The sequence below is a fragment of the Bhargavaea ullalensis genome, assembly GCF_042432615.1.
Taxonomy (GTDB): Bacteria; Bacillota; Bacilli; order Bacillales_A; family Planococcaceae; genus Bhargavaea; species Bhargavaea ullalensis.
Map to the genome: position 1 here is coordinate 79,999 of NZ_JBHLWY010000001.1, position 15,163 is coordinate 95,161.

The 15,163-nt window shown below is 59.6% G+C and carries 14 protein-coding genes; 7 read left to right on the forward strand and 7 right to left on the reverse strand.

All coding sequences use genetic code 11. The features are described 5' to 3' along the window. The first annotated feature begins 47 nt into the window (after positions 1-47). Complete coding sequence (locus ACFFIY_RS00330) at positions 48-1,007, forward strand: metal ABC transporter substrate-binding protein (protein ID WP_354198774.1); 960 nt, start codon at positions 48-50, stop codon at positions 1,005-1,007. A 157-nt stretch (positions 1,008-1,164) separates the two neighbouring features. On the opposite strand, the gene ACFFIY_RS00335 is transcribed toward ACFFIY_RS00330, so the two are convergent. From ACFFIY_RS00335 to ACFFIY_RS00365, 7 genes are all read right to left on the reverse strand, one after another. Then, the gene (locus tag ACFFIY_RS00335) at positions 1,165-2,379 is read right to left on the reverse strand and encodes a M20 metallopeptidase family protein (RefSeq protein ID WP_354198776.1); all 1,215 of its coding nucleotides are present in this window, start codon (positions 2,377-2,379) and stop codon (positions 1,165-1,167) included. A 37-nt stretch (positions 2,380-2,416) separates the two neighbouring features. After that, positions 2,417-3,835, reverse strand: coding sequence for a YfcC family protein (locus ACFFIY_RS00340; RefSeq protein ID WP_354198778.1), 1,419 nt, complete (start codon positions 3,833-3,835; stop codon positions 2,417-2,419). Positions 3,836-4,117: 282 nt separating this feature from the next. After that, positions 4,118-5,731 (reverse strand): long-chain fatty acid--CoA ligase, encoded by a 1,614-nt coding sequence (locus ACFFIY_RS00345; protein WP_354198780.1) that lies wholly within the window; start codon positions 5,729-5,731, stop codon positions 4,118-4,120. A gap of 221 nt (positions 5,732-5,952) precedes the next feature. Next, positions 5,953-6,963 carry a CaiB/BaiF CoA transferase family protein gene (locus tag ACFFIY_RS00350; protein WP_354198782.1) on the reverse strand — a complete coding sequence of 337 codons (1,011 nt, stop codon included), beginning with the start codon at positions 6,961-6,963 and terminating at the stop codon, positions 5,953-5,955. Continuing rightward, positions 6,960-8,117 (reverse strand): acyl-CoA dehydrogenase family protein, encoded by a 1,158-nt coding sequence (locus ACFFIY_RS00355; RefSeq protein ID WP_354198784.1) that lies wholly within the window; start codon positions 8,115-8,117, stop codon positions 6,960-6,962. Before ACFFIY_RS00355 ends, ACFFIY_RS00350 begins: the two co-directional genes overlap by 4 nt. 225 nt (positions 8,118-8,342) lie before the next feature. Further along, positions 8,343-9,113 (reverse strand): 3-hydroxyacyl-CoA dehydrogenase, encoded by a 771-nt coding sequence (locus ACFFIY_RS00360; RefSeq protein ID WP_354198786.1) that lies wholly within the window; start codon positions 9,111-9,113, stop codon positions 8,343-8,345. A gap of 76 nt (positions 9,114-9,189) precedes the next feature. Further along, entirely contained in the window at positions 9,190-10,341 is a 1,152-nt protein-coding gene (locus ACFFIY_RS00365) for a thiolase family protein (protein ID WP_354198788.1), read from the reverse strand. Positions 10,342-10,709: 368 nt separating this feature from the next. On the opposite strand from ACFFIY_RS00365, the gene ACFFIY_RS00370 reads away from it, so the two are divergent. The 6 genes from ACFFIY_RS00370 to ACFFIY_RS00395 all read left to right on the forward strand — a co-directional run bounded on the left by ACFFIY_RS00370 (position 10,710) and on the right by ACFFIY_RS00395 (position 14,644). Then, complete coding sequence (locus tag ACFFIY_RS00370; RefSeq protein ID WP_354198790.1) at positions 10,710-11,054, forward strand: lmo0954 family membrane protein; 345 nt, start codon at positions 10,710-10,712, stop codon at positions 11,052-11,054. Positions 11,055-11,119: 65 nt separating this feature from the next. Continuing rightward, on the forward strand, positions 11,120-11,764 hold the full coding sequence (locus tag ACFFIY_RS00375; protein ID WP_354198792.1) for a PspA/IM30 family protein: 645 nt from the start codon (positions 11,120-11,122) through the stop codon (positions 11,762-11,764). A gap of 123 nt (positions 11,765-11,887) precedes the next feature. Next, a complete protein-coding gene (liaF, locus tag ACFFIY_RS00380; protein ID WP_354198794.1) occupies positions 11,888-12,589 on the forward strand; it encodes a cell wall-active antibiotics response protein LiaF in 702 nt (233 codons plus the stop codon). Beyond that, positions 12,586-13,713, forward strand: coding sequence for a sensor histidine kinase (locus tag ACFFIY_RS00385; protein ID WP_354198796.1), 1,128 nt, complete (start codon positions 12,586-12,588; stop codon positions 13,711-13,713). The genes liaF and ACFFIY_RS00385 overlap by 4 nt, the downstream gene beginning before the upstream one ends. After that, positions 13,710-14,339, forward strand: coding sequence for a response regulator (locus ACFFIY_RS00390; protein ID WP_354198798.1), 630 nt, complete (start codon positions 13,710-13,712; stop codon positions 14,337-14,339). The genes ACFFIY_RS00385 and ACFFIY_RS00390 overlap by 4 nt, the downstream gene beginning before the upstream one ends. A gap of 122 nt (positions 14,340-14,461) precedes the next feature. After that, positions 14,462-14,644 (forward strand): hypothetical protein, encoded by a 183-nt coding sequence (locus ACFFIY_RS00395; protein WP_354198800.1) that lies wholly within the window; start codon positions 14,462-14,464, stop codon positions 14,642-14,644. Positions 14,645-15,163: the final 519 nt, after the last annotated feature.

The following is a 15,163-nucleotide window of genomic DNA, read 5'->3' on the forward strand; positions in this document are numbered from 1 at the left end:
GGGTTGTTCCGCTGCAGGCCGCCAGAAAAGAAAGGGGTTTGTTTCAATTGAAGAAAAAACTGTGGGGGGCGCTCGTTCTCCTGCTCGTTGCGGCGTTCACGCTCGGCGCCTGCGGCAGCAAAGACGGCAAGGATACCTCCGGCAAAACCGCAGAGGACGCCGGCAAAGACAAACTGCACGTCGTCGCGACGTTCTCGATTCTGTACGATATCGCCAATGAAGTCGGCGGCGACCGGGTCTCCGTGCACTCGATGGTGCCGATCGGGACCGCACCGCATGAATACGAGCCGCTTCCGGAAGACGTGAAGAAAACATCCGACGCAGATGTGATCTTCTACAACGGGCTGAACCTCGAAGGCGGCGAGGAAGGCTGGTTCTCCCGCCTTCTCGACACGACCGGCACCGATGAGTCGAAGGTGTTCGAGCTGATGGAAGGGGTCGAACCGCTTTACCTGTCGGACAAAGAAGGACACGAAGGCGAAGTGAACCCGCATGCGTTCCTCGATCCGACCGTCGGCATCCAGATGGTCGAAAATGCCCGGGATGCATTTGTCAAAGTTGACCCGGACCACAAAGATGAATATGAAAAGAATGCGGAAAATATGCTGAATAAACTGCGGGAAATCGACCAGGAATACAAAGACAAAATCGCGGAAATCCCGGAAACGAAACGCATTCTCGTGACGAGCGAGCGCGCCTACCAGTACTTGGCGAAGACATACGGACTCGAGGAAGGCTACATCTGGGCGATTGATACGGAAGAAAACGGATCCCCGGCACAGATCAAATCGCTTGTGGATTTCGTCCGTGAACACGACGTGCCGGCGCTGTTCGTCGAATCGAACGTCGATCGCCGGCCGATGGAGACGGTATCCAATGAAACCGGCGTCCCGATTGCGCACGAGCTGTACTCGGATGAACTCGGCAAACCGGGCTCCGAAGGCGAAACGTACACGAATTTCCTGAAATACAACATCGAAAACATCCACGACGGACTGATGAAATAAAAAGAAAGCCGGCGGAGAACAGGACTGACCTGTTCTCCGCCGGCTTTCTCGTGCTGGATGTTGCGAGTCGAACGATTTCCGCCTCGAGTCGAACGATTCTGTCGCCGAGTCGAACGATTCACGCCCCGAGTCGAACGATTCCCCCGGAACCGGATGTTCACACGTTGATTTCCGCTGCCGACTCCGCGGATTTTTCCGCTTCCCCGAGGAAATCGAACACGGTGCCGATAAACGTTTTCCCGATGTATTGCATCGAGCGTTCGTCGACGTCAAACTTCGGGTGGTGATGCGGATACTCGGCGCCGATGTCGGGGTTGCCGCCGCCGACCGTGAAGTAAGTGCCTTTCACGTGCTGGGTGTAGTAGGCGAAGTCTTCGCTGCCGCTCATCGGCTCGCCTTCATGCACTTCGTCTTCGCCGAAAATTGCGGCGGCGACTTTTGCGACGCGGGCGGTTTCGCCGGCATCATTGTAGATCGACGGACAGTCACGGACGTATTTAAATTCATAGTCCGCGCCGTTGCCTTCGCATGTCGTGCGCGTGAGCCGCTCCATCGCTTCTTCGATGAGGTCGCGCGCTTCCGGTGCATATGTGCGCACGGTGCCTTTGAGCACGGCTTTGTCAGGAATGACGTTCGTTGCTTCGCCGCTCTGGAACGAACCGATCGTCAGGACGCCCGAGTGCATCGGATTCACACGGCGGCTGATGATCTGCTGGAAGTGCACAACAAGCTGGCTGCCGGTGACGAGCGGATCGATCGTCGTGTGCGGCGAGGAAGCATGGCCGCCTTTGCCGTGGATGGTAATCTCGAAGTCGTCCTGCGCGGAGGAGGAGTAGCCTTCCATGGTGTAGACGCCGCCGAACGGTTCGTGCGACATGACATGGGCGCCGATGATCGTGTCGACGCCGTCCAGGCAGCCGTCCCTGATCATCGCTTCCGCTCCGCCCGGCGTGACTTCTTCCGCGTGCTGGTGAATGAAGACGACGGTGCCGGGGATGTCTTCGCGGACTTCCGACAGGACTTTCGCGACGCCGAGCAGCGTGGCGGTGTGCAGGTCGTGACCGCAGGCATGCATGACGCCCGGAACGGCCGACTTGTACGGAACGTCTTTTTCGTCCTGGATCGGAAGTGCGTCAAAGTCCGCACGCAGGGCGATCGTCCTGCCCGGCTTGCCGCCCTTCAGTGTCCCGACGACTCCCCGGCCGCCGACGCCGGTGCGCACGCCGATGCCGAGCTTGCGGAGATAATCTGCGATGAAGGCCGGCGTCCGCTCCTCGGTATGCCCCACTTCCGGATGCATGTGGAGGTCGCGGCGGATGGCGACGAGTTCCTCTTGAAGTTCTTCATATCGGTCATACAGTTGTCCCGTCATTTGAATACCCCCTGCTTAAAAGTGATCCTGCGCCGAATCAGGCCGGCCAGACGAACAGATGTGCAATCGTGACGAACAGGATCGCCATGATGAATTGGATGACGAACAGCGGAGCCATCCATCTGAACCACTTTGTAATGGAAATGCCGCCCATTGCGAGCGCCGCAAAAAGCAGGCCGCTCGTCGGCGAGAAGATGTTCGTGATGCCGTCGCCCATCTGGAAAGCGAGGACGGCGGTCTGCCGGCTGACGCCGATCAAGTCGGAAAGCGGCGTCATGAGCGGCATCGTAAGCGCCGCCTGCCCGCTGCCGGACGAAACGATGATGTTCATGAACGCCTGGACGACGAACATCGCCCCGGCCGCAAGTACCGCCGGCAGACCCGAAACGAGGCCCGAAATGCCGTAGAGAATCGTATCGATCGTATTGCTGTTTTCCAGAAGGACGACCGCACCGTAGGCAAAGCCGACGACGAGTGCCCCGACAAGCAGTTCCTGGCAGCCCCGGACAAATGCCATGGTCGTTCCGTTGACACCCATTTTGTTGACGAGGCCGATCAGAATCGCCATGATGACGAACAGCGCAGAGATTTCCTGGATATACCAGTGGTACTCAATCACGCCATACGCCAGTGTGATGAATGTCCCGAGCAGGATCAGCAGTGTGATGCCCTGTCTGCGCGTCAACCGCATATCCAGCACGGACACCGAATCGATGTTTCGTTGTTTATCTTCTTCGAACGTGATGCTCGTCTCCGGGTTTTTCTTCACTTTCGCGGCGTACCTCATGACAAAGAGAATCGAGACGACCACATAGGCCAGCCAGAAGAAAATACGGGGAACCATTCCCGAGAAAGTCGGAAGCTCGGCGATGCCCTGCGCGACGCCGACCGTGAAGGGGTTCATGAATGCGGCGGTGAAGCCGGTCGCAACACCGACAATGACGACCGCTGCGCCGGTCATGGAATCAAAGCCCATCATGATCGCAAGCGGCACGAGGATCAGGATGAACGGCAGCGCTTCTTCGAACATGCCGATCGTGGCGCCGCCGATAGCGAAGAACATCATGAAGATCGGGATCATGAGCATTTCCCGGCCCTGCAGTTTCCCGGAGACGGAGCCGAACGCCCCTTCAATCGCCTTCGTCTCCTTGAATACGTTGAACGCACCGCCGACGATGAAGATGAAGAAAACGATTCCGGCAGCTGCGGACAAACCGCCATGAATGGCGTTGAAAATATCCATGAAGCCGGCAGGATTGGACGCAATTTGATGATAGGAGCCATCCACGATGAGGGTCTGGCCTTCTGCATTTGTCGTCCGGTCATACTCACCGGCCGGGACGAGATAAGTGGTCAGCGCCGTGAGGAGAATGACGCCGAACAAAATAGCAAACGGATGGGGAACTTCGAACTTGAACCTTTTTTTCTTTGCAGAACTTTCTGTAGCGATGGACACGGTCTATCACTCCTTTAGTGGACCTGACGCGACCTTTGCGGCCTTGCGAGTATCTATTAATTTACTCCACTAAAGGATGACGGTCAATACGAAATTAAAAGAAAATACATAAAAAATCACTCCACTGAATAACTGAATGGATTTCATTTCCGGAAGGGTTTTTCTTTTTCTTAAGAGAGAGTGAATGGAAATGGGCGGCTTCTGTGCAAGTCGACGGTCTCCAAACCGGAAAAAGCAAAAACCGGGCATCGGCCCGGTTTTATACCGTATTCAAGTTGGGCTTCACACCGTCTGTCCCATCTGCTCCCTCAGCTTTGCCTTGAGGAATTTGCCGACGGACGTTTTCGGGACTTCGTCAATGAAGGCGACGGCGTCCGGGACCCACCATTTGGCGAACTGGCTTTCCAGGTAGTCAAGCAGCTCCTGCTTTTTTTCGTTGGTCCGTTCGATGCCGTCTTTGAGGACGACGCAGGCGAGCGGCCGCTCCTGCCACTTTTCGTGCGGAGTGGCGATGACGGCGGCTTCGAACACGTCCGGGTGGGTCATGAGCGCGTTCTCCAGGTCCACCGATGAGATCCATTCGCCGCCGGATTTGATCAGGTCCTTCGTCCGGTCGGTGATCTTGATGTAGCCCTCGGGGGTCATGACGGCGATGTCGCCGGTGTAGAGCCAGCCGTCGCGGAAGGCATCCGCCGTGCGCTCGTCTTTATAGTATTCATCTGCAATCCACGGTCCTCGCACCGTCAGTTCGCCCATCGTCTGTCCGTCCCATGGCACTTCCCCGTCTTCATTGACGACCCGTGTATCGATGCCCGGGATTGTCATGCCCTGCGTGGCCCGCGCGTCGATCTTCTCGTCCATCGACTTTTCGGCCATTTCGGACGTGTAATTCGACAGGCTGACGAGCGGCGACGTTTCGGTCATGCCGTAGCCGACGATGAACGGGACGCCGTATTTCTCTTCGAATGTGCGGATAAGCCCTTTCGGCGAAGCAGAACCGCCGCAGACGATCGCGCGTAGCGAGCTCAGGTCGCGCGGCTGTTTTTCCAGCGCCTTCAGGACGCCGAGCCAGATTGTCGGCACGCCGCATGTGAGGGTCACTTTTTCTTCTTCGATGAGGTCAAGGAGCACTTCGGGGTTGAACCCGCCCGGCCCCGGGAGCACCTGCTTCGTTCCGAAGAACACGCCGGCGAACGGCACGCCCCATGCATTCGCATGGAACATCGGCACGACCGACAGCGCGGTGTCCCGCTCGCACAGCCCCATCCCGTCCGCGAGCCCGAGCGCGTAGCTGTGGAGCACGAGCCCCCGGTGCGTATACACGACACCCTTCGGATTGCCCGTCGTCGCACTCGTATAGCACATGCCGGCCGGCGTGTTTTCATCGAGGTCGTCCGGGAATTCGAACGCGTCGGATGCTTCTTCCATGAGGGCTTCGTACGAGTGGACGTTTTCAAGCCGGGTGTCCGGGATGTCGGTCGTGTCGCCCATGACGATGATGTGCTTCACCGTCGGCAGCTGCGGAGCGAGCTTTTCGATGAGCGGGAACAGGTCGTCGTCGACAAGCAGGATTTCATCCTCGGCATGGTTGATGACGTAGGCGATATGCTCGGGCGACAGGCGGATGTTGATCATATGAAGGATTGCGCCGGCACAAGGCACGCCGAAATACGCCTCCAGGTGGCGGTGGGTGTTCCAGGCGAATGAGCCGACTTTCGTGCCCCGTTCCATGCCGAGCTTCGTCAGCAGGTCCGCGAGCTTGCGGCTGCGCTTTGCAAATTCGCGGTACGGAATCCGGTGCGTTTTCGTCCGGGTCTTTGACACGATTTCCTTGTCGGGGAAAAACCGCTCCGCGCGGTCGACGAACATGTTCAAAAGCAGCGGTGTATCCATCATCTGAATCCCTCTCCTTTGTTGGTGGAATGACCCGTGAATGCGTTGACTGTATCCGGCGAAGCGTTGACGGTATCCCGGAAAACGTTGATTGTATCCCGGAAAACGTTGACGGTATCCCGCGAAATGTTGATTGTATCCCGGAAAACGTTGACGGTATCCCGCGAAACGTTGACGGTATCCCGGAAAACGCCGATCGCGACAGGCAAGACACTCGCCGGCCCTCAGGCTTGCGGGTTTCTGCCGCGCCAGTGCGGATGGCGGTCCAGTTCGCCGGGGCGCAGCACGGGGGTGAGGCAGAAATCGGTTTGGAGCGAGACGTCCAGCCAGTGCTCGTGCGGGCGGCTCCGGAAGTAATCGCCGACTTCGCGGTGCACCGGGCCACCCCGTCGTTCATCGCCTCCTTTCCATCCGGCTTGTCCCGCATGGTCGCAGAAGGCGTGCCAGAATTTCTCTTCCAGCGCCGCGAGCACGACGTGACGGCCGTCCGCCGTTTCATAAATGCCGTACCGGGCGAGGCTGCCGTCGATGCCGGGGATGCCGGTGTCCGAGAGGCCGGCCGATTCGTAGGCAAGGTGGACGCCCTGCCAGCCGGCGAGCACGTCGGTGATCGACACATCCAGCCGCGCGCCTTCGCCGGTTGTCATTTTCCGGACGAGCGCGGCGCAGACCGCTTCGGAAACGGCCAGCGCACCGGCAAAGTCGGCGATCGTGTTCAGCGGATGAACCGGACGGCCGTTTGCATCGAGCAGCTGCGACAGGACGCCGGAAAGCGCAAGATAGTTCAAATCATGGCTGCCGGCGCGGGCGTAGGAACCTTCCTGGCCGTAGCCGGTCATCGAGCAATAAATCAATCCCGGATTCAGCGCGTCCAGCTCCCTCTCCCCGAATCCGAGACGGTCGAGCGTGCCGGGCCGGAACGACTCGATGAGGACGTCGGCGTCCCGGATCAGCTGCTGTATGGCGGTCCTGCCCTCGTCCCCCTTCAAGTCCAGTTCGATGATGTTCTTGCCGCCGTTGTTTGCTTGATGGACGATGCCGCCGCCGAGCGTCTTGCCGGGCTCCCCTCCCGGCGGTTCGACCTTCGTCACCGCGGCGCCCATTTCGGCGAGGCGCCAAGCGGCATGCGGGCCCGGGAGGTAATAAGTGAGATCCAGAATCCGGATTCCCTCAAGGAATTTGCCGGCGGCCGGACTCAGCCGGGGTGCCCGGCCCGCTTCTTTAATTTCCCTCATTGTCCGGTCAGCCCCATGTTTTTCGCAATGATCGTTTTCATGATCTCGTTCGTGCCGGCATAGATCGACATGACCGGGATGTCGCGGTAGCGCCGGGCGATTTTGTATTCTTCCATGTAGCCGTAGCCGCCGTGGAGCTGCATGCAGTCGGCGGCTGCGCGCTTGGCGGTTTCGGTGATCCACGATTTCGCCATCGAGACTTTCGTGACGATGTCTTTGCCCTCGAGGTGATCGGCGATGAGCGATTCGAGGAATGCCTTGCCGAGCTCCGCTTCCGTTGCGATGTCCGCAAGCTTGAACTGGGTGTTCTGGAAAGCGGCGACCGGGCGCCCGAACGCTTCGCGGGATTTCACGTAGTCGACGGTGAGTTCGAGCATGTCCTCAAGCGCGGTCTGTGCGGCGAGCGCGACGACAAGGCGTTCCTGCTGGAGTTTCTCCATCATGTAATGGAAGCCCCTGCCTTCTTCGCCGAGCAGGTTTTCCGCCGGAACGCGGCAGTCTTCAAAGTACAGTTCGGCCGTGTCCTGAGAGTGCATGCCGACCTTGTCGAGCTTGCGGCCTTTCGTGAATCCGGGCGTACCTTCCTCGATGAGCAGCAGGCTGACCCCGCGGTGCTTCGGCTCGGCCTGCGGATCGGTTTTGACGGCGACGAGCATGAGGTTTCCGTTGATCCCGTTCGTGATGAACGTTTTCTGGCCGTTCACGATGTAATGGTCCCCGTCGCGGATGGCGGTCGTCCGGATGTTCGCGAGATCGGAACCGGTGCCCGGCTCGGTCATGGCGATGGCCGTGATCCGGTCGCCGGTCACGCATCCGGGCAGGAACTGCTGCTTTTGAGCAGGCGAGCCGTACGCTTCGATGTACGGCACGACGATGTCATTGTGGAGGCCGACGCCCGTCAGCCCGGCGCCTACCCGCTCCAGCTCCTCCCCGATGATCACCCCGTAGCTGAAATCCAGCCCGAGCCCGCCGTACGCTTCGTCCACCTGCGGGCAGAGGAAGCCAAGTTCGCCGAGCTGCTTCCAGAATGATTTGGGGATGAGCCGGTTTTTCTCCCATTCCTCGTAATGCGGTTCTGCTTCCTTCTCCATGAACTTCCTGAGCGACTCCCGGAACAGTTCATGCTCGGCCGTTTCCCAGCGGTATCGTGCCATGGTGTCACTCCCCCTTTAGTGATAGATGAGATTCAGATTGTTTATGGGCAATGCGTTTTTATAATGAGTGGCGTAAGTTGGCTCTCGAGTGGCGCGAGTTTGGCTCCGAGTGGCGCAAGTTCGGCCTCGAGTGGCGCAAGTTGATCCTTCCTCCAAGATTTCGTGGAGTTCTTTCACTCACCGCTGCGAAACCTGAACGGGTTCAAGTCCCGCCGTCTCCCCTGCTCACTTCGGCTGCATGCGGATGGCGCCGTCGAGGCGGATGGTTTCGCCGTTGAGCATCGGGTTCGTGATGATCGATTCGGCGAGCTTGGCGTATTCTTCCGGCCGGCCGAGCCGCTTCGGAAACGGGACCATCTGCTCGAGAGATTCACGGGCGCCGTCCGGCAGTCCGTCGAACATCGGCGTGTCGATCAGTCCCGGTGCGATCGTCATGACCCGGATGCCATAACTCGCGAGTTCCCGGGCGATCGGAAGCGTCATGGCAGCGACACCGCCTTTTGATGCACTGTAGGCGACCTGGCCGATCTGACCTTCGAACGCGGCGACGGAGGCGGTGTTGATGATGACGCCGCGCTCTCCGTCCTCGCCCGGCTCATTGTCCGTCATCGCGTCCGCGGCAAGCCGGATGACGTTGAACGTGCCGATCAGATTGATCCGGATCACCTGTTCAAACGTTTCCAGGGCAAGCGGGCCTTTCCGTCCGAGCAGCTTGCCGGGCGTCCCGATGCCCGCGCAGTTGACGACCGCGTTCAAGCCGCCCATCGCGTCTTTTGCCGCGGCGACATTCCGCTGCACGCCTTCTTCGCTGGAAACGTCGGTTTTCAAGAAGAACGCCGTCTCCTCGCCGAGCTCTTCCGCGAGCGCAAGCCCTTTTTCTTCATTCAAATCAAAGATGGCCACCTTGCCGCCGGATGCGGCGACGCGGCGGGCGGTGGCTTCGCCGAGTCCGGAAGCCCCCCCGGTGATGATTGCTTTCACTTGGTTCATGTCCATGACGATTCCCCCTGGTCAACAGTCTATTTTGGTGAGTGAATGCTCATTCGTTCCTGTCCATGTAAAAAAACTGCGTTTATTCCACCCGCTCGATGATCGTGGCGTTCGCCATGCCCATTCCTTCGCAGATGGCGAGGAGTCCGTAGCGGCCGCCGGTGCGCTCGAGGCGGTTCATGAGCGTGACGAGAAGCTTCGTGCCGGTCGCGCCGAGCGGGTGGCCGAGTGCGATGGCCCCTCCGTCGACGTTGAGCTTTTCCGGATCTGCGCCGGTTTCCGCAAGCCAGGCAAGCGGCACGGGGGCGAACGCTTCGTTCACTTCGTAAGTGTCCATGTCGCCGATCTTCAGGCCGGCTTTCTCGAGCACTTTGTGCGTGGCGGCGATCGGGCCGGTCAGCATGAGCGTCGGATCCGAGCCGACTACCGCGCGGGCGACGATGCGGACCTTCGGCTTCAGGCCGAGCTCATCCGCTTTTTCGCGCGACATGATGAGGACCGCCGAAGCGCCGTCGCTCATCTGGCTTGCGTTGCCCGCCGTGATGACGCCGCCTTCCTTGAACACGGTTTTCAGTCCGCCGAGCACGTCCGGCGTCGAGCCTTCGCGCGGGCCTTCATCGGTATCGAACACGAACGATTCCCCGTCTTCCCCGGTCACTTCCACGGGGAGGATTTCGTTTTGGAAGCGGCCTTCCCGGATTGCCGCAAAGGCCCGGTCATGGCTGTTCGCGCTATATTCATCAAGCTGCCCGCGGGTGAAGCCCCACTTTTCAGCGATCCGCTCGGCGGACAGCCCCTGGTTGATGATTTCATGCTTGGACGTGAGCTGTTCGCTCGGCTTTTTCCCGCCGGCATTCGAAAACATCGGCTCCCGCGTCATGCTTTCGACGCCGCCCGCGATCACGATGTCCATGTCGCCCGACGCAATCGCCTGTGACGCAAAATGCACCGCCTGCTGGCTTGAACCGCACTGGCGGTCGATCGTCACGCCCGGCACGTCCACCGGAAAACCGGCGATGAGCACCGAAGTCCGCGCAATATTGCCCGCCTGCTCGCCCGACTGCGTCACGCAGCCGAGGATGACATCCTCCACTTGCTCCTTTTTGATCCCCGCGCGCTCGACCAGCCCTTCAAGAACCGCTGCCGCGAGCTCATCCGGCCTCGTAGCCGACAAGGCCCCCTTGCGCCGGCCGACTGCTGTCCGGACTCCTTCCACAATGACGGTTTCCCGCATTCCGACTCCCCCTCTTTATTCATAATTACAAGACTATTCTATTAAATATCGTAGCATGAAAACGCTGCCAGCGTCCATAACGTTTGGGAAGAAAGTCCGGGAGACGGGCGGACGGAACGGCTTGCCGGCAGGCGCGGGTTTGCTTGCTTCACATTCGGCGGACGTTGCTTAACATTCGGAGCACTTTGCTTAACGTTCGGCGGGCTTTGCTTAACATTCAGAGCACGTTGCTTAACATTCGCCGCCACACCGCCTCCGGACCCGGCGAAAATCAGCCTCCGGACCTAGACGGAAATCGGCTTGCCGGCCGTTCGGTTTGACCGGCCGCCATCCTACAATGGAGATACAACGAAAGGAGGCGGAAACAAATGAAGAAATTTTTGCTTGTCTCAATCGGAATCGTCGCCGGGATCACGGCGCTGGCGAATCTCGGCGCGATCATCGGGCTCGTCATCTCGGCCGCCATCATGTACGCGGGGTGGCATTTCTACCACCGCACCGAGTCCGGGTTCGGCCGGTTCTGCTGGGCGGCGGTCGGCGTGATCGGCGCACTCACCGCGATCGGCAACATCCCGGCGTTCGTCGGCCTGCTCGCCCTCGCAGCCCTCTGGTATGTCTACCATAAATGGAACAACCGCGACTCGAACATCATCGACGCATCAAACGATCCGTTCGACAACTTCGAACGCGAATGGAGCAAACTGACGAAATAAACGCCGCCGGGACGCTTTGCCCTTACGGCCCCATCCCGCCGGAAAAACCAAAGGAGGACTCACAGATGAACACATTGTGGAACCGGATCAAATACTCCGTGCAGGCCGACCTGCACGATCTGCTCGACAAAAAAGAACAGCACAATCCGATTGCGCTGCTCAATGAATATATCCGCGCCGCGGAAAAGCAGACCGACTCAACCGGACGGCTGCTCGAGCGCCAGGCGAAGCTGAAAGCGGAGCTGGACAAGGAGCGCGCGGAAGCCGCCGCGATGCTCGACAAGCGCCGCGCTCAGCTGGAATTGGCGGAGAAGGCCGGCGAGGAGGATCTCGCCGCATTCGCCCGTGATGAAGTGCGGGCATACGGCAGCCGCGTTGCCGAGCTCGAAGGATCGATTCTGGAGACCGAGGGCGAACTGATCGCGCTGGAGCGGAAGTTCGAGGAAATGAAGCACAAAGTGAAAGACATGAAAGTGCGACAGCTCCAGCTCATGGGCAAGGAAAACGCGACACGCGCGCACCGCCGCATGGATTCGTTCATCGAGCCGGAAAACAACGGATCGGTTGCATCCTACAGCGAAATGCGCGACTACATCGAGAACCTCGGCGCCGGCCCGAAGCCGGCACAGCCGGAAGCCGATCGCTCATCGATGGAGCGCCGGCTCGACGCACTGACAATCATTGAAGAATGTGAATCGAAATCCGTCTGACGGCGACATCCGCCGCGGGATTTTGTACACTGGAGGAAGGGGGCGGCGACCCGCCTTCCTTTCTTTCATGGAAAAATGATTCATCTGTTGAAGTAACCCCCACCCCGAAAGGAGGAGACACCGATGAACCGGTTGACGACGGACCAGCTTAGACTCATCCTCATCGGCTTTTTGCTGCTCGTATTCGCAGAAGCCGCTTTTTCGCATAACGGCAGCATCGTGTTCGTGCTGCTCGGTGCCGGGTTCATTTACTACGGGCTCCGGCAGCGGCATAAGTGGCTGCTCTGGACCGGGGTGTTTTTCCTCGCCGTTGCGCTGCTGTCGCTCTGGACGCTGCGCCTGTTCGTGTTCGGCGTCCTCGCTTTTATCTTCATGCAGCTGTGGAAGGGCGTGCCGTCAGAAGAAATCACCCGGCCGCTCCGGGAAATGCGCAAAGAAACGCCGAACGGCATCCTGCGCAACCGGCTGTTTTCCGTTCAGTCGACGCCGTTTTCGGCATACGAATGGGAAGACATCCACATCCAGGGGCTGTTCGGCGACCTGCATGTGGATGTGACGGAGACGGTGCTCCCGAAGGGCACGTCGTTCATATCCATCCGGCAGGGAATCGGGAAAATCCGGATCGACGTGCCGTATGAAATTCCGGTGCGCGTGCATTATACGACGCTGCTCGGCGATTCGCGGCTGTTCAACCGGCACCGCAGCCGGCTCGTGAATGAGCAGCTTCATATGAAAGACGGCTACGGAGAAGAAGACCGGCCGGCTTCGGAGCTGATCATCACGGTCGCCACCTGGTTCGGGGACGTGGAGGTGTCGCGCAAATGAAGGCATTCATCACACGCGGCGTGCTCCTGTCGCTCCTGTTCCTCTCCGTTTCATTCGGAATCCTGTTTCTCCTGCTCGGCGTCCCGGCGGAAGAAACGTGGATGCCGCTCATTGAAGACGAGCGATACGACATGCCGCCGGCGGTCTGGATCCTGGCGGGGGCCGTGGCGCTCGGCTGGTGTTTGTCCGCCTGGTCGGCCCTGCTTGTCCGATCGGCAGGCAAATCCGTCGAGCACCGGCTTGCCGTGCTTGCGGGCGGCAGTGCGGAAACGGACGAAACCGCTCCCCTTCCCGATAAAACCGAGCGGGTGCTGGCCGAAGTGGAATCGCTCATCGGCACCCAGCGCGAACGGCTGAAGCAGATTTCCGACGAACGGGCGGAAACCCAGGAAGAGCTTGTGCAGGAGCGGCTCGTGCAGGAACGCCAGCGGCTCGCCCGCGAACTGCACGATTCCGTCTCCCAGCAGCTGTTCGCCGCGTCGATGCTGCTGTCGGCAATGGCGGAAAAAGAACGGTTGGAGCGCGGCGAACCGAGCAAAGTGCTGATGCAGGTGGAACACACCGTCCAGCAGGCGCAGGTCGAAATGCGGGCGCTCCTCCTTCATCTGCGCCCGGCCGCACTCAACGACAAAACACTGTCGGACGGTCTGCGCATGCTGCTGCGGGAACTGGACGAAAAAGTCCACTTTGAAATCCGCGGGCGCATCGAAGACGTCCCGCTGTCCAAAGGCGCGGAAGACCATCTGTTCCGGATCGCCCAGGAAACGCTGTCGAATGCGCTCCGCCACGCAAAGGCGACCGAGCTCGACGTGCTGTTCGTCGAACGGGACGGCCTCGCGATTTTCCGGGTGCAGGACAACGGCGTCGGCTTCCGGGACGGCGGAGGCAAAGCCGGCTCTTACGGCTTGCGCAATGTGCGCGAGCGGGCCATCGAAATCGGCGGCACGTGCAAAATTGTCTCCGTTCCTTCACAGGGAACGATCGTCGAAGTGAAAGTCCCCGCTCTCCCTTCTTCTGACGGAGAAGGCGGGGCGCAGTCCGCCGAAGCGGGCGATCCGTCCGGCGGCGCGGACGGCACGGCACTTCTTCAACCAGAACAAGAGGAAACGGAGGGGTCGCGATGATCCGGGTGATGCTGGCGGATGATCATGAAATGGTGCGCATCGGAGTGGCGGCGTTTTTGCAGCTGCAGCCGGACATGGAGGTTGTCGGCGAGGCGGCGGACGGTTGCGAGGCGGTGAAGCTCGCGCTGGAACTGCGGCCCGACATTATCCTGATGGACATGGTCATGCCCGAGTTGAACGGCGCCGAGGCGACCGCCGCGATTATCCGCGAGTGGCCCGAGGCGAAAATCATGGTCGTGACGAGCTTCCTCGACGACGACAAAGTGTACCCGGCGCTCGAGGCCGGCGCGGTGAGCTATATCCTGAAAACATCGAAGGCCCAGCGCATCGCCGACGCCATCCGGGACACACTCGGCGGGCAGACGGTGCTCGAGCCGGAAGTGACGACGAAGATGATGCAGCGGATGCGCGGCGTCGAGCGGCTGCCCCATGAGGACCTGACCGCCCGCGAGATGGAAATCCTTCTTCTGATTGCGAAGGGCAAGACGAACCAGGACATCGCCGACGAGCTGTTCATCGCGCTGAAAACCGTCAAGACGCACGTGTCAAACCTCCTCTCGAAACTGGAAGTCGACGACCGCACCCAGGCCGCAGTGTACGCTTATCAGAATGGACTGGTAGAATAAGAAGAGAGGCGGACGGCGGGACGGCGGATGGAGCCGCACCGCCCGCCGCACAGCGGCTTGGGTGGATTTGTGGAGTGAGTGTTGACTGAGCGATCGATCGGACGGAAAGCAGGTGGATTTGAATGAACCAAAACAGCAGACTCGTCCCGGTCGCGGCGATTTTCTTCATCGCCGTGATCTTCATGATGAACCTCGTCTTCCCCGCCCTCGCATTCCGGTGGAAGATGGTCGTCATCATCGTGATCCTCGGCATCACCGGCGCGGGCATCATGATGTGGACCAAGCGGCGCAGGGATGACGAGTGATTCGGGGCGAGTGGTTAGGGGTGTGAGAGAGTGCTTTGCCTGGGGTGAGTGGAATCATAGAGGCCGTGAGTGAGCGCGTTGACGAGATGAGTGGAATCATAGGCCCTGTGAGTGAGCGCGTTGACGGGGTGAGTGGAATCATGGAGTGATCGTGGTCACTTCCCTGCGTCATTTCACGCAGAAGGAGAAGAAATCTGCGAGACGGGAGGGAAAAGCGTCAGGTGAAGACCCCGCAGAGCGGAGCTCGAGGAGTCTGAGGCGACGCCCGCGGTAAGCGAGCGGATTTCTTCGACTGATGGAGTTCATTGCTCACAATCCGTGGCGTTGCCGACGAGTGGAATCATAGAGTCCGTGAGTGAGCGCGTTGCCAGGGTGAGTGGAATCATAGGCCCCATGAGTGAGCGCGTTCCTGTGATGAGTGGAAGCATGGCTTCCGATACATAGGAAAAGGCTGAACCGAACCCTATAAAACGGACAATTTAATAAAAAACCTGCTTATGAAGCGATGAGATGATTCCG

Coding starts and splice junctions, on each gene's coding strand:
- ACFFIY_RS00355 (WP_354198784.1), bottom strand. CDS start 8,117: ATGGCACGATACCGCTGGGAAACGGCCGAGCATGAACTGTTCCGGGAG.
- ACFFIY_RS00375 (WP_354198792.1), top strand. CDS start 11,120: ATGAACACATTGTGGAACCGGATCAAATACTCCGTGCAGGCCGACCTG.
- ACFFIY_RS00395 (WP_354198800.1), top strand. CDS start 14,462: ATGAACCAAAACAGCAGACTCGTCCCGGTCGCGGCGATTTTCTTCATC.
- ACFFIY_RS00350 (WP_354198782.1), bottom strand. CDS start 6,963: ATGAGGGAAATTAAAGAAGCGGGCCGGGCACCCCGGCTGAGTCCGGCC.
- ACFFIY_RS00335 (WP_354198776.1), bottom strand. CDS start 2,379: ATGACGGGACAACTGTATGACCGATATGAAGAACTTCAAGAGGAACTC.
- ACFFIY_RS00370 (WP_354198790.1), top strand. CDS start 10,710: ATGAAGAAATTTTTGCTTGTCTCAATCGGAATCGTCGCCGGGATCACG.
- ACFFIY_RS00390 (WP_354198798.1), top strand. CDS start 13,710: ATGATCCGGGTGATGCTGGCGGATGATCATGAAATGGTGCGCATCGGA.
- ACFFIY_RS00365 (WP_354198788.1), bottom strand. CDS start 10,341: ATGCGGGAAACCGTCATTGTGGAAGGAGTCCGGACAGCAGTCGGCCGG.
- ACFFIY_RS00385 (WP_354198796.1), top strand. CDS start 12,586: ATGAAGGCATTCATCACACGCGGCGTGCTCCTGTCGCTCCTGTTCCTC.
- ACFFIY_RS00345 (WP_354198780.1), bottom strand. CDS start 5,731: ATGATGGATACACCGCTGCTTTTGAACATGTTCGTCGACCGCGCGGAG.
- liaF (WP_354198794.1), top strand. CDS start 11,888: ATGAACCGGTTGACGACGGACCAGCTTAGACTCATCCTCATCGGCTTT.
- ACFFIY_RS00360 (WP_354198786.1), bottom strand. CDS start 9,113: ATGGACATGAACCAAGTGAAAGCAATCATCACCGGGGGGGCTTCCGGA.